The organism is Nitrospiraceae bacterium, from assembly GCA_020632595.1.
Lineage (GTDB): Bacteria > Nitrospirota > Nitrospiria > Nitrospirales > UBA8639 > Nitrospira_E.
In genome coordinates this window covers 107,700-128,019 of sequence record JACKFF010000004.1, presented here as the reverse complement: position 1 = coordinate 128,019, position 20,320 = coordinate 107,700, and the positions used below count along the sequence as shown (strand labels likewise).

Below are 20,320 nucleotides of genomic sequence, written 5' to 3'. Positions count from 1 at the left end.
CTGCATCGAACCGATCGGGCCCTCACTCCCGGACTTGACCGGAACCGTATACCACATATTTCGAACAGGTTAAATCTTCTAACCCCATCGGCCCACGAGCATGAATACGGGTGGTGCTAATCCCAATTTCGGCACCCAACCCAAACTCATAGCCATCGTTCAAACGCGTTGAGGCATTGACCATCACGGTACTGGAATCCACCTCCCGCAAAAATCGTAGAGCCCGGTCATAGTCATTGGTCAGAATAGAGTCCGTATGACGGGAACCGTATTGGTGAATGTGGTCCATGGCGCTTTCCATATCCTTCACCACTTTGATCGCCACAATAAGGGATAAAAATTCTTTGCCGAAATCGTCTTCTTGTGCAGGTTTAGCCTGAGAAAGGATCTGGCAGGTTTTCGAACATCCCCGGATTTCGACACCTGCCTCAATAAATTCTTCGGCCAAGGGCGGTAGGAATTTTTTGGCCACTTTCTCATGTACAAGAAGGGTTTCCATGCTGTTACAGGTCGAGCAACGCTGGGCTTTCGCGTTGAAACTGATTCGTTGGGCCATAGCCAGATCCACATCTGAATCCACATAAATATGGCATACACCTTTGTCGTGCTTGATCACCGGGATGGTAGCGTGCTGTGTGACCGTGTCCATCAGCGCCTCGCCACCACGGGGAATGATGAGGTCAACGAACTGGTGGCTTTTAAGCAGCTCAAGAACAACCTCGCGGTCAGTTTTGTCGATAAAGGTAATTGCTCCTTCAGGAATTCCAGCCGTTTGGGCGGCTTCCTCAAGAATCGTGGCAAGAGCCAAATTGGAATGGTGCGCCTCGGATCCCCCTCGCAGTACACACACATTGCCGGATTTGAGACAGAGAGCCGCCGCATCAGCGGTCACATTGGGGCGGGATTCATAAATGATTCCGATCACCCCAATCGGCACACGCACTCGACCGACTCTCATTCCATTCGGTCGTTGCCAGAATCCCATCGATTCGCCAACTGGATCCCGTAACTGCGCAATTTCGCGAATGTGCGCTGCCATATCGGCAATTCTGGCTGGCGTTAAGCGAAGTCGATCAGCCATAGCCATTCGTGAGGGATTCCCCTCGAATGCTGAAAGATCTTCTTCATTGGCCTTGAGGATGGCTTCTTCCCCAGCTTCTAGCCCATCGGCCATAGCCAGTAACGCCGCATTCTTTTTCATGGCAATCAACCCGCTTAATTGGCGTGTAGCCTGTTTCGCTCGTTGAAGCAATGGTTTCAGGTATTCCTCAGGTGAAAGCTCTTGCTCTTCTCCTGAAATTTCAAGTTCATCTTGAGATTTATTTGTTTGCATAGCCTTTTGTTTTCCTGAGGTAACAATATTTCATGTTCGGAATAGCGTTGAGAATACCTGGCAGTTACAAAAACCGTCAAGGAAGCGAGGGTTGGAATGAGCGTGCAATGACTTCCTGCTCAACATTATATACGACCTGCTCGAGCGTGTATTACATTCAAGATAGGGCTACTCCCCCGTCAAAAAATATTCGAGTGGAGTTGATCAATATTCTGCTGTCGCGTCCGTCCATCTTTTTGGCGATACAGGCCGCCATGTAGAAGAAAGAGAATGTAACAGGGACCGTAGCGGCATATTCTGAAAATATATGATGTCAGGGAACCAGAACGTGTTCCCTGAAATTTCAAGATAACGGGTGTTTTTGACTAGCGCATCCGTGCAACTCATAACGCATCTCACCATTTTTGAACCTAGCTGATAACGTTGCCGGCAAATCTTGGCTCTCTCTTAGAGGATTAAATCGGATAACTCCTTTTTTGAATCAGTCCGGAAACTAATCATAAAGTGCCGAAATCTTCAGAATCCGAACATTGAGGTATACAAGAAAAGGGGTCCTGTAAAGTCTGCCTTCGGGGAAAGGACAATAGGGCACCATATGAGAGCCTCCTTAGAAAAACGTAAGCAAAAAACGGTCTGGACCACAATGGCCTTCATCTTATGGTAGAGTCATTATGAGGATCGAAGAAGTTGAGAGTTTTATCATGGTAAAAGTAAAAACAACCAATTTTTTCTTTCTAACAATCACATTTGTTTCATTTAATTTGTGGTTTGCCCTCTTCCCAGTGCAAGATTCAACTGTTGAGGCAGCTCTGAAATCCGAGGAAGTATTGACCGCTAGTGACCAGGTCCCAGTGGACCATTCGACCGGGAAAAGGTCTATCGACTGGCGAAAGCCGCAAGGTTGGGAGAAAAGGTTATTGAGGGATACATTTTCTCAGAGCCATTTCCAAAAAAATCAATCCCAAAATAGCTCTCTGTTTCATCTGAAATCACCAGGAAAACTGGCAGGCATCGAATTCGGAATCGAAATGCATAGCATTCAGGCTTTTCAATCGGTCGTTCCTTCAGAGAATTTACCAAAAGTCCTGGACCTTAAGCGGGAACAACCTCTTCTGCTCTCCCCTTCAATCAATGCCCCAGATTACAATGGAGGATTTCTCCGGTTCACCTGGTAACAAAAGTCACGTCATTCCACCTAAACATAGGACTCTGAATCCACGCCATTGAGGTCAGGAGGTCCAAGAATTTTTCCAATTCTAGAAATCCTCCGAACAGGAAAAAGTTGATGGAATTGATTGGAAAATGAAGAAGCCTTTGTGTTATAAAATCAGGCCGAAGTCAATGGTTCTAGGAGTGTGCCGAGGTAGCTCAGTTGGTAGAGCACAGCCCTGAAAAGGCTGGTGTCCGCAGTTCGATTCTGCGCCTCGGCACCACGAAAACAAAAACTTCACATGTCCTCATGACCCATCAGCATGAAGCTGCTGAACCTTCTGATACTCAGGCCTCCTCGCACTCTTACTGATCTGATATTGCTTCTTGTCGTCTTTTTTATATTACTAGGTTCTCAATCACTTTTTGCCTCTGAAGGTGATGGTGTAAAATTGGCGCAAGCCTCTTCTCAACCATCCCCTCCCCCAAAAACCAGAACTGTTGTTGCGGACCTCCTAATGATTGATGGCGGGTTTTATGTGGTGCGCGGGGAACGTGGAGAAATTCGTATCGAAGTCACCCCTGAAACTCAGCTGGCGGAGTCATTCGCCTTTGGCGATCGTATAAAAGCCGTGCTTTTACCAGACGACAAGGCCATTTCCATCACAAGAGCACAACCAGGGGAACCGATTGGGACAACAAACAAAGCTCCCGGCACCTCCGCTCCTCCATCCCCTCCATCTCCAGGCGCTAAAACCAAACCATCAACTCCCCCGACAAAAGTATCGCCAAATGTGCGGATTATCATTGCTGACATTTTAATGGTTGATGGCAATTTTTATATCATCAGAAGCGACTATGGAGAAATTCAAATTGAAGTGACGCCCCAAACCCAGTTATCCGAATCCTTCAAGTTTGGGGATCGGATCAAAGCAAGGGTTACCCCACAAGATAAGGCATTATCAATTGTTCGCGCGAGTCCAGATGATTCGCCTGGGATTCGCCTGGAGGAAGGCCCTTTGGCCTCGACTCCGACGGCACCACCAGTTGTAATTGCCCCGGAAACAGAACCCACAGATTCCAAAAAGGACACAGCAACGACTACTCCAACGGTTTCTCCAAAAGTTCGTACGATTGTGGCCGAGATCCTAATGATTGATGGAAATTTTTATGTTGTCAGGGGGGGGCGAGGAGAAATTCGTATCGAGGTCACTGGTGGTACAACACTCTCTGAATCCTTTAAGTTTGGGGATAGGATTAAGGCCAAAATTCTGCCAAATGATACCGCACTATCCATTGAACGTGCCCGGCCAGATGAACCACTTGGGACTCAGACGCCCTAGAGCGCAGCTTTCCTTTTCTCCGAAAAATGCATCGTTTCATTTTTAAAAATCACGAAACAGATGTCTTTTCTTTTTGCAAAACCGCCAAAGTGCAATGGTTCTGTTCTTAAATCCTTGGATGGGCAACCCGACTGGGGGAGAAAGGAATTGGGAAAAACTAAAACTAAGCGAATAGAACTGGGAGGAAGGCCACGGTAGGAAAGCTAAATATCGAATGCTGAATAGGGATGAGTTAAATATCCACTTGCGAGCTTTTTCCCTCCCGCTTCACAACCTGTTGTAGGATGTTCCGATAGGCTCGAATCCGCTTTACATATTTTACAGGCTCCCACCCACGGGCATAACGATGAGGCAGATCCTGGTAATATTCCTTATGAGCCAGGAGGGGAAGAATGCTTTTAATGTCTTCCCACTGATTCGAGTTTTTACCTAAACGTTCAGCAAGCAATCGAGCATCGTTAATATGTCCCATACCCACATTGTAGGCTGCAAGAGCAATAAACATGCGATCCGGCATGCGAATGTGGTCAGGAACCCGCTTTTGCAAATAGGACAGGTAGCGAGCCCCACCGGCAATGCTTTTTGACGGGTCAAGCCGGTTTTTGATTCCCAGATCCGAGGCTGTGGAACGTGTGAGCATCATAATTCCTCGAACCCCTGTTGGACTGACGGCCTTGTGATTCCATTGAGACTCTTGATAGGCCATGGCCGCCAACAACATCCATGAAATACCTGATTTTTTTTCGGCTTCCTGAAATTCTTCGCGGTAGGAAGGCAGCCTGGTCTCAATATGTCGCAGAAAGGTCTTGACCTCATACGGGGGCAGATTTGTTCCTAATTGCGCAGTCCGCTCCTGATGGGAAAGGTAATTTCGATCATGATGGGGAAGCTCCCAAAGAACTAACAGTATTCCCAATAACGCCAGGATCAGACCGATTTGTCTACCGACCTGTCTAATTGTTTTCATGACCACCCTCATTCCTTCCGCATCTACAAGGAATCGTTACACCAAACATTTTTACTGGGTGTATTTATGGAAGAAAACCCACGTTGGATGACAGAATATGGTCATGGTGGCATAAAGAGAGGAATTAGGCAAGAAGAGTTTCCCCGATATCCCTAATACCTAATATAAAAAATAAAACATTCCGACTGACTGGTTTCGAACCAATATGATAAATATTTTCGACATTATCATGTAAATGAGAAATTCGATCATATAACGAATAGAAACATAACTTCACTTTACCAACCTTTTCGGATAATTCAATTAGAATATTGAGAGACTTCTCATCACATCGTACCGCCTCTACCTTACGACTTGTTAAAGACGCCGGCGTCACAAGAAAAATACTTAATTTGCTTCAAGGGAATGATGGTGACTTCCTTAGGAGTATCAATTTCAAGCATTTCCATATCATCGCTGATGGTATGGCGAATAGCGTCCTTAAATTCTAATTCTTTATTATCAACAAAGGTGACCTTGACCCAATACTGCACCGTGTACTCCTTTCAATAAAACCTTATGCAAGGTTTGCATTAAAAGTCAGCGATGCCCTCGTGATTATTGTCCAAGCTCATGAGACCGAGCCGTGGCAGCTTTGACGGCTTTCATGAAGGTCGCTCGTAACTTTCCTGTTTCTAATTCTTGGAGACCAGCAATTGTTGTTCCTCCGGGAGACGTCACCCGATCTTTAAGGACAGCAGGATGTTCCCCACTTTCTAGCACCATCCGGGCCGCCCCTAATACCGTTTGAGCCGCAAGGACACTGGCTACGGTTCGTGGAAGACCGAGCAGCACCCCACCGTCTGTGAGTGCTTCAATCACCAGATAGACATACGCAGGACCACTTCCGCTCAAGCCCGTCACGGCATCCATTAAAGATTCCTCCACCATGACGACCTTGCCAACCGATTCAAAGATTGATTGAGCCAGTTGAAGGTGGTCATGGGAGATCCCTGAACTTCCGACCAATGCGGTGACACCTTCCTGGATGACCGCAGGGGTATTAGGCATGGCACGAACAAGGGAAATGTTTTCCCCGAGATGGTGTTGAATGCGTGCCAAGGGGTACCCCGCTGCGACGGAAATCAGTAAGTGCTCCTTCGAAATCTGCCCTTTGATTTCTGCCAGCACAGTATCCATAACCTGAGGTTTCACGCAGAGAACAATGATATCAGCCGATTTCACTTCATCAGCGTTATCAGATCCCACATGAACTTGAAATGTCTTCTGAAAATGCTCTAACCGGATTGAGGAAATATCGGTAACAGAAATATTGGCGGGAGGCGCAAGATGGGCCTTCAAAATTCCCGTCACCAATGCATCAGCCATGTTGCCTGCCCCTAAAAATACAAACTTCGGTGACTGACCCATTCACCCAGTATAGCCTGAGACTGAAAGGGGTTCAACTTGGCTTCAGGGAGTATCAACAAGATCCCTCACACACGATTTCCCACAACAATACCTTCAGGAACTGCTTCTATAAAAATATTCCATTGAACAACAAGCCTTTTGATGACCCCTTGCATAAAGGAGGGCCCTCAGTTGTTTGCCAATCCTAACGGGTGGAAGTTTTCCGGACGGCATTGAGTTGCCCCTCCCTTAATGTGAAGAGTATATTAGACAACCTTGTACATTCGTTGAGAAACGTTTGTTCAGGCTCCATTTCGCCTACGGTGCAATCCACAATGATTAAAAACTAGAAGCAAGGAGGAAGGGATGAAAGCCTGGCCAGTTTTCTTCATTTTCGTAATATTGGGTTTGGGGGGCATTGCATCCGAAGCTCGCCAAATTCCTCTCACGCCAGAGCAAAAAACCCAATTGGAAAAGGCCCAGACCGTATTGGTAGAGGTCCTTGCCCTAACGGAAAAAGGGACGTATGACCCCAGTCAACTGGTTGCCACCGTCAAGGCGCGCTTGGAAGACATCGGGTACACGGTCACGACGGACCGCTCTCAGCCGCACGATGTGGCAGTGAAAGTTAAATGTGAAGAAGCTAAAACGTCGACCCGCACCTCTCCCTCCGGCGGGGATGTGGACCTGGCTGATGCACCCAACCGTCTCTGGAAGGGCCCGGCCTGTCTGTTAACGTATTTCCTTCAACAGAACAATTTTCAATGGAAAAAAGAAGTGCGCACGACCTTTGCCGATGCCAGACAGGCCGCCCAACAGGCTCAGGTTGACGATCCCGGCGCCTATGCGATGGACCAGCTCAACCAACGACTCGCGGAGTATGAGTTCCCCATCCTGCTCTCGGCCGAATGGGGGCAAATCGATCGACTGCTCAAGCTGTTGGATAATCCCAATACGCCTAAACTGCGAAAAGTAAAAATTCTTTCCGTCCTCAGCAATGTGCATGCCGAGGAAGCATTGCCGCAATTGACCAAACTTCTGGAGTCCACGGACTTGCAACAAGAAACCATCAATGCGCTTTCAGGCGCAGGAGCCGATTCCATACCGGTCCTTATTGATTTATTCCAAACCAGTCCTCAATCAAACATACGGGCCGAAGCGGCAAAAGCTCTGGGGGATATTGCCGCCAGAACGGGAGATCCTCGCACGATTCCCCCATTGGTAGAATATGTTGCCGAAGTATTACCCCAATTGAAAACCTCTGAAGATATTGATTTTCCTCTCCTCACGGAAGTGGTCTGGGCAATTGGAAAATTACGATGGGCCCACTCCTTGAAACCAATTGCAGAACTCCAGGATAAAGTGTGGTTGATTCATGACAATTCAAAGGAAATGGCTGAGCTGCGAGAGGCCACTAATTGGACCTTCAAGGCAATAGAATTGCAAGATGCTGCCATGTTGCAGCCTGTATACAGTACAATTTAAGAAATTCAGTTCGACTTCCTGTTAACCAAGTCACCTACCCATGAGAGTCATGAGGGTTGGGACTTTGCGATCATACAAGGAGGTTACTCATGAAACGCTGGCCAATTTTCCTCATTTTGGCAACTTTCTGTATCGGAGGTACTTCATCCGAAGCTCGCCGAATTCACCTCACACCAGAGCAAAAAACGCAACTGGAAAATGCCCAGACCGTATTGGTGGAGGTCCTTGCCTTAACAGAAAAAGGGTCGTATGACCCCAGTCCCCTGGCCGCCACCGTCAAGGCGCGCTTGGAAGACATCGGGTATACGGTCACCACGGACCGCTCTCAACCGCACGATGTGGAAGTGAAAGTTAAATGTGAAGAACAGAAGACTGTGACTGGCACTTCTCCCTCCGGCGGGGATGTGGACCTGGCTGATGCCCCAGACCGCCTCTGGAAAGGCCCGGCCTGTCTCTTGACGTATTTCCTCAAACAGACTGATTTACAATGGAAAAAAGAAGTGCGCACGACCTTTGCCGATGCCAGGCAGGCCGCCCAACAGGCCCAGGTTGACGATGCCGGCGCCTATGCAATGGACCAGCTCAACCAACGGCTTTCGGAATATGACTTCCCCGTCCTGCTCTCGGCCGAATGGGGGCAAATCGATCGCCTGCTCAAGCTGCTGGATAATCCCAATACGCCTAAACTGCGAAAAGTAAAAATCCTTTCCGTCCTCAGCGATGTGCATGCCGAGGAAGCATTGCCGCAATTGACCAAACTTCTGGAATCCACAGACTTGCAGCAAGAAACCATCAATGCGCTTTCCGGCGCTGGAGGGCATTCCATCCCTTTGCTCATCGATTTATTCCAAACCAGTCGGCAGTCCAGCATACGAGCCGAAGCGGCAAAAGCCTTGGGAGATATCGCAGCCAAGACGGGAGACCCCCGACCAATTCCCCCATTGGTGAAGTATGTGTCCGCGCTATTACCGCAATTAAAAACTTCGGAAGATATTGATTTTCCGGTGCTTACCGAAGTGGTCTGGGCAATAGGCAAGCAACGATGGGAGGGTTCACTGAAACCCATGAGAGAACTCCAGCAGAAGATTTGGGTGATTTTTGACAATTCGAAAGAAATGGCCGATTTACGGGAGGCCGCGAGCTGGACCTATAAACAAATAGACTTGGATGGCCATCTCAGTTAATTCCTCACAACATTGTACGGTGGGAGATCAGGTATGAGGACATGGGCGGCATGTGGATTCATCTCTATAGTTTTGCTCGTTGGACTTTTCGGTTCAGAAAGTTTGGCCAGACGGACCTATCTTGATCAAGAACAAAAGGCGCAACTCGACGGCATTCAAACGATTATGGTTCACGTCCTGGCGTTGACAGAGCGGGGAAAAGTCGATGGAACAGTCATCGAAAATGTAGTGAAGCAACGTTTAGAAGAATTGGGTTATACCGTGGTAACCGATCGCGATGCTGCATTCGATGTAAGGGTGAACGTCAAATGCGAAGAAATAAAAAAATGGTCGGGAACAACTCGCGGCGGTGGTGATGCCGACCATTCCGGCGCTCCATCCCGCCTCTGGAAAGGCCCGGCCTGCCTCTTTTCCTATCAATTGGATGGACGAGACTTGGGGTGGTACAGAGAAGCGCGAACCAGTTTTGAAGATCCTGGGGAAGCCGCGAAGGTCGCTCACGCTCCACAATCCGGTCTTTATGCAATTCAACAATTAGCCGAACGGGTTCAAGAGTTTGATTTTCCCGTTATGCTCGCGGCGGAATGGGGGCATGATGCCCGCCTGTTTAAGCTACTCAATAACCCCCAGACCCCCAATAAACGCAAGCTAAGAATTTTATCATTACTGCCTCAAGTGGAATCACATGATACGTTGCCTCTCCTTAAAGAACTCATTCAAGATCCTGAACTGGCAGAAGAGGCCATCGTGGCGCTTTCCAGCACTGGGAGCGAAGGCATTCCCCTCTTAACGGATATTTTTCAAACCCAGAAGGACTCAAAGATACGAGCGGCCGCAGCCAAAGGATTAGGGGAAATTGGCGCCCATACCGGAGACCCTTCAGTCACCCCGCCAATGCTTGATTATGTGGTTAAAAATCTGCCCCACATTAAATCATCTTCAGACATCGATTTCCCGGTTATGACAGAGGTCGTGTGGAGTTTAGGCAAACTGCGAAATGAAAAGTCTATCGGCCCCATTAATGAGCTACAAAGCAAAATCTGGGTGATTTTTGACAATTCGAATGAGATGGCCGAACTGCGGGAGGCCACAAGCTGGACCTATAAACAAATCGATATGGACTGGCAGGTTCAGTAGACGGGGATATTTTGAATTCCAGCCAATGTCCCATCCGCGAGATTCCTCCTGATGCCTATCTCTTGAGGGCATGAGATTGGTCTCCACCCGGCTTCCCTGCATTGGTCTTGTCTTTATGGTCCTCATGGTTGCCTCTGCGGAAAGAGGCTCCACACAAATGGTCGGAGAGCTCGGGGAAATGGACCGCTTGGAACAACATGCCGAAGAGGCCATTGCGAATGGAGACGCTGAGGGCGCTGCACTCTCCATTGGGAAGGCCGCTCTCATGGCAAAAATTCTCGCTCAAAAGGAAGAGTCCCAACAGACCCGCTCTCTGTATCACGCAGCAGAAATCCTATTTAGAGGCCAAGAACAGGGCTACCGTGCCTTCGCACTCTTTGAACGAGCGGGAGGGCAGCCTCCGGCCTCCCGGGGTGTATGCCAATATCTCGCACAGGCTGATGAAAAGGTGCAACAATCACAAAAGGAACTCAGGGCCTTGCCCGATTTCACGAATGAATCGTTGGGGGACCGCCGGCACCGGCAAATCGGCAAGACCCAAGAATGGGAAAGACTTCTCCACGGCCTGAAGCAGGACTTGTCGTGTTAGCCTTTTCCCAATTTGTCTGACTGACCCAATCTATCAAGAGACGTCTATTAAGAGACCAAGAAGACCGTATGTTAGCGAGAACAGGCGTTGGGAACTCTCTGACTCTGTGACGGGTCCGGTTCGGTACTAAACACGGATCGAGTGAGCAGACGGGCGATTTCTTTGGAGATGACCTCCTGCATGACTTTGCTGGCACGAATCCGTGCTTCCCTTTCGGTCACATGCCCTTCCCGCCCCGTCTCCGAAATCACCCCGATAAGTCGATGAGAAGGATTTTCATAGATATCGATATCCCCACACCATCGCACATATTTGAACAGGGGATCCGGTAAATTCACGACCCAAAATTGTCCCTGCCCAACAATAGCCAGGTCCGCAACCTCCGAGGACTTTGAATCGGCGGGATGGCCTAATAAGCCTTCTTGCTTGAGCCCCTCCAAAATCGCCCGTTCAATGTCCTCATGGTATTCTCCCTCAATCGCCACCGAAATAACCAAATTTTGGGCGACAAAATCCATAAATTCACGTTGGATCTCTGGGATACGATAGGATGATTGTAGACTGTCTCCACTGGTGCGGATCACCCGGAGATCGGTATTGAGGGTATCCCGATCGGCTAATAAAATCATGGCTTCTTTGTAACCCCGGATGCGTTGAATTTTCTGAGGATGTGTTCGGCCTTGATGAATCATATTCTCGATCTTGGTATCCCATTCCTGTAATCGTTCCAGAATGGCCTTCTCAGCTTGTTGCCGGTCGAGGCCCGCCAAAGCCCAAAAATGTCTGGTAGACGGCTGATACCAGAGGTCCAATATCTGGACATTTTCCAGGGCTTTGCTGGTCGTCACCTGTGTCCGTTGATCGAGTTGTAACTCCCGTCGGGTTTGACTCCCCACCCCGGACTCTTGAATGGAGTACGTTTCATGATCCATCGATTGGGTGTTCACCTGCGCAGAAAATACTCTGGCAACCGCGGCATATGCCCTTTTTTCAGCTTGTGCCCGGGATTCGGCTTCTCCAATACCGGTGAGATAGCGTTCCACGGGGTATGCTTGGTGAGGCGACATGATCCATTCAGGGGGAGTCTCCCTGCCGAACCAGGAACAGCCCCCGGCTAGAATGCATACTCCACTCCATACCACTATTCTCAGCATATTCATGATGGCTTATTGGAAACTCTGGTGAATGACAAGCGTTGTTTCGCCTTTGAGAAGTTGCAGACGATGATGGTGAGACTCTCCAGCCTTCCGTCCCTGGTAATCCATGGACTGGATTGCCACGGAATAGTCACCCGGTTCAACCCAGAGTCGCGTCAACTGAAGCTCACCTGGAAGAGTTCGCCACGACCGAAGATCAGCTTCTTCTGTGGCTAGGGCAAAAATTCTGGCAATTGCGCCCACTAACAAGCCGACCCAATCCTGATTGTTCCGTCCCGCGGCCGCTCTCGCCCCAATGGTGATGCCTTCAGCCGCGGCCATTTTCATGGCGGATCGAGCCACTGCCCGGAGGACGAGTCCATCATAGTCATCGGCGAGGTTTTTTTCGGCTACGGCGGCAATATCATACACCCGCTCCGATTGTGTTTTAAAACTGGCAGTCTGATTTGTGCCTTCAATTACATCATGGGCTAACGAGGTTTTTTTCACCGTAAGCCGGGGCAAGGCAATTCGCGCGATTTGTCCGTGAATGCCATACAGCAGAGACTCCCCGCCTCGCGTGTCCCGAGTACTCCGGCCAAACCAGGGCTTGGTAAGGGCCACCAGGTACAAGGCGTCTAAACTCACGGGAACATCAATAATGACATCTTCTTTCTTGGGTCCTTGGCCGTGGTAACTGATCACTATAAGTTGGGCCTGAGGGGATAAGCCATCAGAGACTGAAGCAAGACTGACTTCCGGATATTTTTCACGATACTGTTGGACTTCATCAGACAACCCCAATCGTTCTGCCGTTCGAATCAGATCAGCTTTCAGGATATCCGGAAAAACAACACGGGACCACTCCCGACTGTCCTCATAGACTTGTTCGGCCTTTCGATATCCGACATAGGCATTATTAAGATCACCGGCAATGTCATAGAGCAGCCCCACCAAATACCGGGCAAACGGATCTTCTTGGTAGGTCTCATTTCCCTCTTGTTGGTCATGCAGCACATTGAGACGATGATCAATTCTCCGTCCCTCCACCAACGCCTCATTCCATTGCTGGAGGGCTGCATAATTCAGCGCTTTCACCACGTTAATCATGACATGTTCATAAGGAGCGCCTTCAAAGGGTCGTTGAGCCTCATTCACGAGTAGAGCTGATGCCTCGTCTCGAAGGTACCGGGTATACATGTCTTCGACAAGAGTATACGCTTTCTCCAGAACCTTATTGCTTTCAGCGTATTGTTCGGCCAAATGCAGCACCATGCCCTCATCCAGTAAATAGAGCAAGCGATTCTTATCTCCATAGTCGGGCTTTGCCGATTGAATAATTGTCACAGCCTGGGCTGCGTTCCCTGCCGATAGACTACGTTCTACCTTGGCGTAGTGGGACATAGAGCCGCTACAGCCGACAAACCAGATGGCTCCGAAGGCAAGCAGGAGGATTCTCGGTTCAACTCTCATGGAGAAGAAGGCACTAGGGCCAGGGTGGGCAAGTGGAACACAAGGCCCCTGACGATTAAAGCCAGGGGGAGAGAAGGACCGAACAACCGACCGCGCGTTACGGAAGGGATTGGATGACCCTGCGTTAAAAGAGGAGACGTTTACGCTCGACGACTTTTTTGATTTTTTTCTGCCCGTACCAGGATTTCACATTCGTCTCAACATTGATGAGATCTAGATCAACCTGATAATAAATCCCTTTGACCCCATCGGATTCATCCACGATCGTACTAATCGTGCCCTTCATCATAAAATCCGCTCCCAGTTCCTGCCCCGGGCGTTTCTGGGTATCTTCCCTGGCATGAACCGCTTGCTCTTGTCGTTCCTGACGAATTTCATCGCGATCCCGTTGACTTGCCACAAAGAGCACTCTTTGAGAATTCGTCATTTCCCGTTCCAAGTCGGTCACGAAGGTGCCCACATCGATATGTTCATGACTTTTATTGAGGATGGTCCCGACAATCACCGTCGGGACTCGATTGTGTTGATTCGAAAAGTTTTCCAACCAGGGCCGGCTCACCATTTCCTTCATCATGGCTTCGGCCACTAACTTTGAGTCCGTGTCATTCCACCGGCCACTAAAATCGGTCACGACCCCGGGGTCTACTCTGGTTACCTTTTTTTCCTTTCCGCATCCGCCCAATACGAAAAGGCAGAGGCAGGGGACCACAACCGCGCAGGATTTGATGAATCGAGTAATGGGGAACAAGGTGATTCCTTTGTGATGATGAATCAAGAAGGCTAAAGGCCGCCAATAAGCCTGAGTCAAAGCCCTCCCGGGCGCTTGGCTTCTTCCTCCTCCAGTTTTTTAAAGGCTTTTTCAGCGTTTTTGCGGACAAAGTCCCGAACCTCTTCGTCCAGTTCCTGCGCTTGTTGCAGCGCTTCCTTCATTTCTGCAAAAGACAGCTTGGTCAATACATAGTATGTGGAGGTCTCGTCGTCCTTGTAACGGTCAATGGGACGAACTCCATTAAGGGTAACAGCCGAAAAGGTCTTGACCGCCCGTTCTACGTTTTGCTCTTCCGTTGATTTGGTGAAATTTCCCGCAGAGGTTGAAGCGGCATAGTCCTGCATCAGATAGGCCGTATAGGTGCGAAACGTTTTTGCCAACTCGGCGCGTGCACGATTTTCAGCAGTTTCCCAAGCGAGAGGTTCATTTTTCACACCCACGACAGCCCCGACACCATAAATGGACTTGGAATCATCGGCATTCATCACACCCGATCCTTCCTGAACCCACTTGGGAGGCCCTCCACATGCCACAAGCATGAAAGCGAAAAGAACACACCCTCCGATGCGGAGAACATTCCGACGCAGATCATGGCCTTGTACATTCATTAGGGTACCTTAACCTTTTTTAGAAAATTTTTATCAGAGTTTCCTGTCAGACGGGCTAAGAAAATGCTAGCATTGGACCTACAACCTGTCAAGAAATTTGGACTTTTTACCATCTCACCCTGTCTCACATCGAATTGTATTCATCATCATTCGAGACATGCAGAAAACCAAGGAGGATGTATTGTGGCTGATGTAACAATTGAGGATGGCATTATCCGTGTAAAAGACCTGGACATTCAGGATGGAAAAGCGGCCAAAGCCCTGGCTGAATATCCGGAAGCCAAATGGGCCGAAATCACCAGACGTGCGGTAAAGATTGGCCTGGGCTTTTTAAAAGGAGGAGCAGAGCCTTGACCATGGCTTCCATCCTTTTAATCGCCTAAGTGCTGTTTGGCTAATGATGAATGTCACACAAGGGAAACACCCTCGTGGCCGTGCTGTTAAACACAACAGGGTTTATAGATTTGAGGACGCTGCATACATCCCGGCTTGCTGGGCATGACCGATAAACCTGTTTAACTGATCATCTCCAAGAAAAATGGGTATCTCGACCAGGACGGGATACTCGTTCTGAATCACTTCCTGAAAGTGAGCCTGGTGATCAGATGAGACACCTAAAATCGTCCCGAAGGCCTGGACATATTCCCCATGCCCTTGGGCGATTTCTTGAAGGAGGATGTCATGGTTCGTCACCACAAAGACTCTGGCATGTTCGCCATGTTTGACAAGCCCATCCTCTGTCCACCAGGATTTGCCCGACGTTGAAGACAGAAAATTGGTTACGCCATCCGAAGTCGTATCAAGTGTGGCTTTGATGGTACAACCGGAAGAAATTCCCAAAAGGAAGATCCCTAATGCCGCGAGACCTTGAAACGATTTCACGCTTTGTATCATGATAGTCCTCCTTGCCTGAGTGCATGCACATGACAGAGACGTCATGGCAGTTTACAATTACATTTTTGTCGAATGCAGGACATGAAAACTTTGACATTTTTCATCATGAAATACAACTTCTATCTGATGTGATCTCTGATCAATCTGGGTTAAACTGAATTATACAAACGCTATGCTGACGCCTGAGGATCATCTTGAGTTAATACGCCGCGGGATTTCCACATTCCAGGTGGAATCACAACTTCAGCGACTGCGTCATGGAGTCCCTCCGATCACCATCATTCGTCCATGCCGGTTGAACGATGGGATTATCCAACTCCAGCCAGAACACTTCCCCCGGTATCAACAACAATTTGAAGGGGCCCGGCAGGCGGACCGGGTCAGTAAATTTATACCTGCATCCGGAGCCGCCACTCGTATGTTCAATGACCTCCTTAAATTTTTGTCCCAGGAGGCCTCACCCGAATCCTCTTCCAATCAGGCCCCATCTCTGCCCCACGCTGTCGATCAAGCCTGGACGCGCTTACAGGATTTCCCGTTTATTCCCGATTTAGAACGATATCTCCATGGGCAGGGACAACCCCCTCCAACGGACCAGCATACACATGATCTCAATACGATTCTTCAAGCAGTCCTGAAGACGCCAGGCCTTGGCTATGCCGAATTGCCCAAGGCCCTCCTCTCCTTCCATCGCTATCCGGAAGGTCCTCGAACTGCACTCGAAGAACATATTCACGAAGCTATCAGATATCATCCGAATCAACTCAATTCAATAAAGATTCATTTGACCGTTTCTCCGCAATATGAACAGGCCATTCAAACCCATTTGCATACCATCCAACAGACTTTCGAAAAACAGGGGTGGAAACTCGATTGCACAGTCTCCTTCCAAAAACCGTCGACCGACACCGTCGCACTGAACTCGAGCAACCAGCCATTTCGTGGCGAAGATGGCACGCTGGTTTTTCGACCGGGAGGGCATGGGGCGCTATTGGAAAATTTAAATGACTACCAGGGAGACATTATTTTTATTTCCAATATTGACAACGTCGTCCCCGACTATTTGAAAGATTCGATCGTCGCATGGAGAAAGGCATTGGGAGGCTACCTGGTTGAGCTACAACAACATGTGTTTCACCATATAGCACAACTCAGCTCGCTCCCCGCAGATGCGAAAAGTGTCCATCAGGCGGAATCCTGTATCCTGCATGAACTCCTTCTTCCACTTCCCCAATCGTATCGAGAATTGGCGCTTCCCGATCAAGCCACATTGTTAAAGCAGTATTTGAATCGGCCCATCCGGGTCTGTGGTGTGGTCCCCAATACCGGCGATCCGGGTGGAGGGCCATTTTGGGTTGCGCATCCCGAGGACGCCCCGTCCAGGCAAATCGTCGAGCAATCACAAGTCAATCCCGATTCTGAAGCCCAACAAAAACTCTTTGCCTCCGGAACTCATTTCAATCCGGTTGATTTGGTCTGCGGAGTCCGTGATTTTCAGGGAAATCCCTTTAACCTCCTGGAGTACGTCGATCCCGGAACCGGGTTCATCGGCATGAAATCCTACCAGGGTCGTCCCCTCAAAGCCTTGGAATGGCCAGGCTTGTGGAATGGAGGAATGGCACATTGGATTACCATTTTCGTGGAAATTCCTCGCGCCAACTTTAATCCCGTCAAAACCTTCCTTGATTGGCTTCACCCGGCCCATCAACCTCAGACAAAACGGTAACTTTACTTTCGGTTGGCTACACATCTGCTTCGTTTTTCTTCGTTCTGTTCAATAGTTAACTACGCATCCTCCGCAAGCGAAGCCGGTTAAGATGAGGAAGGTTCAGACCGAAACCTAGTGCAGGTCATTGCGCCTGTACCGGGCTCACTCATCCCACACCTGGAAAAACTTCATGAACGAACAAGAATTTTTCTCCCTTTGGCAAAATTTTGGGTTTCCCTGTAAATCTCATCCGTGGCACGGTGTCGAAATCGGAGAAGAGGCACCCCTCACCGTCACGGTCTATGTCGAAATTGTGCCCACCGACACGGTTAAATATGAATTGGATAAAAAGTCCGGCCATTTACGCGTGGACCGCCCCCAGCGCTACTCCAATGTGTGCCCCACGCTATACGGATTAATTCCTCAAACCTACTGCGGGCAGTCCGTCGCAGCATTCAGCGCCAAATGTACCAATCGGCCCGGCCTCGTCGGTGACCTGGATCCATTAGACATTTGCGTTCTGACTGAGAAAAGCATTATCCATGGAGATGTTTTGCTTCAGGCTATTCCGATTGGTGGCTTGCGTATGATCGATGGGGATGAGGCCGATGATAAAATTGTGGCCGTCCTTAAGGGTGATGCGCTCCATGAACAATGGACAGATATCAAAGCCTGTCCGGTTCACTTTGTGGAACGTCTCATGCATTACTTCCTGACTTACAAAGATGCTCCCGGCTCTCAAAAAAAGAATTGTGAAATCACACATGTGTATGGCCGCGAAGAAGCCCATGAGGTCATTCGCCGTAGTCAACAGGATTACGCTGCGAAATATGGACACCTCCAAGCCCAACTTGCCAACCCCCGCCACGCGCTTAATTAAAAAACGCAGCCCCTCTGAACACCTCTCATCCATCTCAATGCCATTGTCAATAAACCTCTCAACAGCTTGCGTTCAGCGGCGGGTCTCCTATTCATCGCCTCCAAACCCTCCTCAATACTCACCTCTTTTTTATGGTCTTTACCCCCTGCCCTCTTGAAGCAACGAGCCAAGGGCAGCATAATGGGCTTATCAGCCTTCCCGCTGAGAAAACATGTTTCTGATGGTGTATAAAAGAGTAACTAAGGAGGAACAAACCTGATGAGTGAAAATATTGAAACACTGCAACGATCAACCCGGGTCATTCCTCCCCCACCCGACGTCACCGCTGCCGCCCATATTCAAGATTATGAAAGCGCCTACAAGCAGTCCATTGCGAACCCTGAAAAATTCTGGGACGGCATTGCCAGGGAACTCCACTGGTTTTCTCCCTGGAATACAGTTCTGGAATGGAATTATCCCTGGGCCAAATGGTTCGTGGGAGGGACCTGCAATATTGCCTATAACTGCCTCGATCGCCATGTCCAAACCTGGCGAAAAAACAAAGTGGCCGTTATTTGGGTTGGAGAACAAGGCCAGGAACGAATCCTGACTTATGGCGAGTTATACCGGCAGGTCAACAAGTGCGCCAATGCCCTCAAAAGCCTGGGCCTCAACAAGGGCGACCGGGTGACCATTTATCTCCCGAAAATCCCCGAGCAAATTGTGGCCATGTTGGCCTGTGCCCGCATCGGAGTGATCCATACGGTGGTGTATTCGGGTTTTAGTGCCACAGCATTAGCGGCACGCATAGAGGCATGCGAAGCGCGGGTGGTCATCACGGCGGATGTGGGGTATGACCGCAGTCGGAAAATTCCCCTCAAACCGGTCGTCGATGAAGCCGTTGCCAAATGTCCGACCGTGGAAAAAGTCATCGTAGTCCAGCGGGAACAATCATCCTCGCCGCTTCAAGCCCCGAAGGAATTGGATTGGGAAGCCTGGCTCAAAGACCAATCTCCACAGTGTGAAGCCGAACAGCTCGATTCCGAAACTCCGCTCTACATCCTCTATACCTCAGGAACCACGGGAAAACCCAAAGGGGTGGTCCATGTTCACGGCGGCTATATGGTGGGGACCTACATCACGACCAAATATGTTTTCGACCTGAAAGATGAAGATGTCTATTTTTGTGTGGCGGATCCGGGATGGGTCACCGGCCACAGCTATATTGTCTATGGACCACTCTTAAACGGAGCCACGATTTTAACGGCGGAAGGCAAACCCGACTATCCCAATCCGGGGCGCTGGTGGGATCTCATTGAACGTTATGGCGTCTCGATTTTCTACACCACCCCGACGGCCATTCGGCTGCTCATGAAATTTGGAGAGGACTGGCCGAAAAAATACGACCTCTCCTCCCTCAAGGTTTTAGGATCGGTGGGTGAACCGATCAATCCGGAAGCGTGGGAATGGTTCCATCGGGTGACCGGTGGCACCAAACCCATCATGGATACCTGGTGGCAGACGGAAACGGGCATGATCATGGTCACACCCCTCCCCTGCGTCCCGCTCAAACCGGGTTCTGCCACCCGTGGGTTTTTAGGCATCGAAGCGGATGTCATGGACCGCGAAGGCCACACGGTGGAGCATGGCGGCGGTTTTGCCGTCATTAAAAAACCCTGGCCATCGATGATGCGCACCATCTATAACGAGCCGGATCGCTATCTCCTGTATTGGAATACCATTCCCGGGGTCTATACCGCCGGCGACGTGTGTCATAAAGATGAAGACGGCTACTTGTGGTTTATGGGCCGGGCGGATGATGTCGTGAAAGTCGCCGGGAACCGGATCGGTACCGCTGAAGTCGAAAGCGCCTTAGTCAGCCATGAAGCGGTGGTGGAAGCGGCCGTTATCGGCAAACCGCATCCAACCGCCGGGGAACAGATCAAGGCCTTTGTCATCCTCAAGCAAGGGCAACAGGAAACGCCCGATCTCATCAAAAGTTTGCAGGATCATGTCTTAGGGGAATTAGGCAAGATCGCCGTCCCACGGGAAATTGAAATTGTCCCATCACTACCAAAAACCCGTTCCGGCAAAATCATGCGCCGGGTCTTAAAGGCCAAGGAACTCGGCCAGGACCCTGGAGACATCTCAACACTCGAGGAGTAAATCCTGATTGCAGATTGCGTATTCTTAGATTAAATCCTTGTACCTGAGCCCGCTGAAGCTCAAAAAATTGAATTTACGTTTAGGAGAGAATAATGTTTGATTTTTGGGAAGGACCGAAAGGTTAACTCAAG

18 protein-coding genes and 1 tRNA gene are annotated in these 20,320 nt (G+C 49.4%); 10 read left to right on the top strand and 9 right to left on the bottom strand.

What is annotated here, in order from left to right; all coding sequences use genetic code 11:
• Window positions 1-22 precede the first annotated feature (22 nt).
• On the bottom strand, window positions 23-1,333 hold the full coding sequence (locus H6750_09735; GenBank protein MCB9774587.1) for a glutamate-5-semialdehyde dehydrogenase: 1,311 nt from the start codon (window positions 1,331-1,333) through the stop codon (window positions 23-25).
• A gap of 1,357 nt (window positions 1,334-2,690) precedes the next feature.
• Between H6750_09735 and H6750_09730 the strand changes: the two genes are divergently transcribed.
• Together H6750_09730 and H6750_09725 are read left to right on the top strand one after the other, a co-directional pair.
• A tRNA-Phe gene (locus H6750_09730) sits at window positions 2,691-2,766 on the top strand.
• A 39-nt stretch (window positions 2,767-2,805) separates the two neighbouring features.
• Window positions 2,806-3,825, top strand: a complete 1,020-nt coding sequence (locus H6750_09725) for a hypothetical protein (GenBank protein ID MCB9774586.1) — start codon at window positions 2,806-2,808, stop codon at window positions 3,823-3,825.
• 232 nt (window positions 3,826-4,057) lie between these two features.
• Here the strand turns inward: H6750_09725 and H6750_09720 are convergent, their stop codons facing one another.
• The 3 genes from H6750_09720 to proC form a co-directional block, all read right to left on the bottom strand.
• Window positions 4,058-4,792 carry a transglycosylase SLT domain-containing protein gene (locus H6750_09720; GenBank protein ID MCB9774585.1) on the bottom strand — a complete coding sequence of 245 codons (735 nt, stop codon included), beginning with the start codon at window positions 4,790-4,792 and terminating at the stop codon, window positions 4,058-4,060.
• Between the two features lie 347 nt (window positions 4,793-5,139).
• Entirely contained in the window at window positions 5,140-5,325 is a 186-nt protein-coding gene (locus H6750_09715; protein ID MCB9774584.1) for a hypothetical protein, read from the bottom strand.
• A gap of 64 nt (window positions 5,326-5,389) precedes the next feature.
• Complete coding sequence (gene proC, locus H6750_09710) at window positions 5,390-6,202, bottom strand: pyrroline-5-carboxylate reductase (protein MCB9774583.1); 813 nt, start codon at window positions 6,200-6,202, stop codon at window positions 5,390-5,392.
• A 345-nt stretch (window positions 6,203-6,547) separates the two neighbouring features.
• Here proC and H6750_09705 point away from each other — a divergent pair, with 345 nt between their 5' ends.
• The 4 genes from H6750_09705 to H6750_09690 all read left to right on the top strand — a co-directional run bounded on the left by H6750_09705 (window position 6,548) and on the right by H6750_09690 (window position 10,576).
• Window positions 6,548-7,666 (top strand): HEAT repeat domain-containing protein, encoded by a 1,119-nt coding sequence (locus tag H6750_09705; GenBank protein ID MCB9774582.1) that lies wholly within the window; start codon window positions 6,548-6,550, stop codon window positions 7,664-7,666.
• 89 nt (window positions 7,667-7,755) lie between these two features.
• The gene (locus H6750_09700) at window positions 7,756-8,850 is read left to right on the top strand and encodes a HEAT repeat domain-containing protein (protein ID MCB9774581.1); all 1,095 of its coding nucleotides are present in this window, start codon (window positions 7,756-7,758) and stop codon (window positions 8,848-8,850) included.
• A 33-nt stretch (window positions 8,851-8,883) separates the two neighbouring features.
• Window positions 8,884-9,987: a HEAT repeat domain-containing protein gene (locus H6750_09695; GenBank protein ID MCB9774580.1), complete on the top strand. Its 1,104-nt coding sequence runs from the start codon at window positions 8,884-8,886 to the stop codon at window positions 9,985-9,987.
• 70 nt (window positions 9,988-10,057) lie between these two features.
• Window positions 10,058-10,576: a hypothetical protein gene (locus tag H6750_09690; protein MCB9774579.1), complete on the top strand. Its 519-nt coding sequence runs from the start codon at window positions 10,058-10,060 to the stop codon at window positions 10,574-10,576.
• 71 nt (window positions 10,577-10,647) lie between these two features.
• On the opposite strand, the gene H6750_09685 is transcribed toward H6750_09690, so the two are convergent.
• The 4 genes from H6750_09685 to H6750_09670 form a co-directional block, all read right to left on the bottom strand.
• Window positions 10,648-11,736 (bottom strand): LPP20 family lipoprotein, encoded by a 1,089-nt coding sequence (locus tag H6750_09685; protein MCB9774578.1) that lies wholly within the window; start codon window positions 11,734-11,736, stop codon window positions 10,648-10,650.
• Between the two features lie 6 nt (window positions 11,737-11,742).
• Entirely contained in the window at window positions 11,743-13,185 is a 1,443-nt protein-coding gene (locus H6750_09680; protein MCB9774577.1) for a hypothetical protein, read from the bottom strand.
• Between the two features lie 124 nt (window positions 13,186-13,309).
• Entirely contained in the window at window positions 13,310-13,939 is a 630-nt protein-coding gene (locus H6750_09675; GenBank protein MCB9774576.1) for a penicillin-binding protein activator LpoB, read from the bottom strand.
• Between the two features lie 50 nt (window positions 13,940-13,989).
• Window positions 13,990-14,562: a hypothetical protein gene (locus H6750_09670; protein ID MCB9774575.1), complete on the bottom strand. Its 573-nt coding sequence runs from the start codon at window positions 14,560-14,562 to the stop codon at window positions 13,990-13,992.
• Between the two features lie 183 nt (window positions 14,563-14,745).
• On the opposite strand from H6750_09670, the gene H6750_09665 reads away from it, so the two are divergent.
• On the top strand, window positions 14,746-14,916 hold the full coding sequence (locus H6750_09665) for a hypothetical protein (protein ID MCB9774574.1): 171 nt from the start codon (window positions 14,746-14,748) through the stop codon (window positions 14,914-14,916).
• A 102-nt stretch (window positions 14,917-15,018) separates the two neighbouring features.
• On the opposite strand, the gene H6750_09660 is transcribed toward H6750_09665, so the two are convergent.
• Window positions 15,019-15,456 (bottom strand): DUF3015 family protein, encoded by a 438-nt coding sequence (locus H6750_09660; protein MCB9774573.1) that lies wholly within the window; start codon window positions 15,454-15,456, stop codon window positions 15,019-15,021.
• A 172-nt stretch (window positions 15,457-15,628) separates the two neighbouring features.
• On the opposite strand from H6750_09660, the gene H6750_09655 reads away from it, so the two are divergent.
• The 3 genes from H6750_09655 to acs all read left to right on the top strand — a co-directional run bounded on the left by H6750_09655 (window position 15,629) and on the right by acs (window position 20,189).
• Window positions 15,629-17,182 (top strand): DUF4301 family protein, encoded by a 1,554-nt coding sequence (locus H6750_09655; GenBank protein MCB9774572.1) that lies wholly within the window; start codon window positions 15,629-15,631, stop codon window positions 17,180-17,182.
• Between the two features lie 172 nt (window positions 17,183-17,354).
• Entirely contained in the window at window positions 17,355-18,044 is a 690-nt protein-coding gene (locus H6750_09650) for an inorganic pyrophosphatase (protein MCB9774571.1), read from the top strand.
• A 258-nt stretch (window positions 18,045-18,302) separates the two neighbouring features.
• Window positions 18,303-20,189, top strand: coding sequence for an acetate--CoA ligase (gene acs, locus H6750_09645; protein ID MCB9774570.1), 1,887 nt, complete (start codon window positions 18,303-18,305; stop codon window positions 20,187-20,189).
• Window positions 20,190-20,320: the final 131 nt, after the last annotated feature.

What these genes read in the sequence shown, in the direction of transcription:
- H6750_09655 (MCB9774572.1), top strand. Translation starts at nt 15,629, where the DNA reads ATGCTGACGCCTGAGGATCATCTTGAGTTAATACGCCGCGGGATTTCC.
- H6750_09685 (MCB9774578.1), bottom strand. Translation starts at nt 11,736, where the DNA reads ATGAATATGCTGAGAATAGTGGTATGGAGTGGAGTATGCATTCTAGCC.
- H6750_09690 (MCB9774579.1), top strand. Translation starts at nt 10,058, where the DNA reads ATGAGATTGGTCTCCACCCGGCTTCCCTGCATTGGTCTTGTCTTTATG.
- H6750_09670 (MCB9774575.1), bottom strand. Translation starts at nt 14,562, where the DNA reads ATGAATGTACAAGGCCATGATCTGCGTCGGAATGTTCTCCGCATCGGA.
- H6750_09735 (MCB9774587.1), bottom strand. Translation starts at nt 1,333, where the DNA reads ATGCAAACAAATAAATCTCAAGATGAACTTGAAATTTCAGGAGAAGAG.
- H6750_09700 (MCB9774581.1), top strand. Translation starts at nt 7,756, where the DNA reads ATGAAACGCTGGCCAATTTTCCTCATTTTGGCAACTTTCTGTATCGGA.
- acs (MCB9774570.1), top strand. Translation starts at nt 18,303, where the DNA reads ATGAGTGAAAATATTGAAACACTGCAACGATCAACCCGGGTCATTCCT.
- H6750_09720 (MCB9774585.1), bottom strand. Translation starts at nt 4,792, where the DNA reads ATGAAAACAATTAGACAGGTCGGTAGACAAATCGGTCTGATCCTGGCG.
- H6750_09725 (MCB9774586.1), top strand. Translation starts at nt 2,806, where the DNA reads ATGAAGCTGCTGAACCTTCTGATACTCAGGCCTCCTCGCACTCTTACT.
- H6750_09695 (MCB9774580.1), top strand. Translation starts at nt 8,884, where the DNA reads ATGAGGACATGGGCGGCATGTGGATTCATCTCTATAGTTTTGCTCGTT.
- H6750_09660 (MCB9774573.1), bottom strand. Translation starts at nt 15,456, where the DNA reads ATGATACAAAGCGTGAAATCGTTTCAAGGTCTCGCGGCATTAGGGATC.
- H6750_09650 (MCB9774571.1), top strand. Translation starts at nt 17,355, where the DNA reads ATGAACGAACAAGAATTTTTCTCCCTTTGGCAAAATTTTGGGTTTCCC.
- proC (MCB9774583.1), bottom strand. Translation starts at nt 6,202, where the DNA reads ATGGGTCAGTCACCGAAGTTTGTATTTTTAGGGGCAGGCAACATGGCT.
- H6750_09680 (MCB9774577.1), bottom strand. Translation starts at nt 13,185, where the DNA reads ATGAGAGTTGAACCGAGAATCCTCCTGCTTGCCTTCGGAGCCATCTGG.
- H6750_09705 (MCB9774582.1), top strand. Translation starts at nt 6,548, where the DNA reads ATGAAAGCCTGGCCAGTTTTCTTCATTTTCGTAATATTGGGTTTGGGG.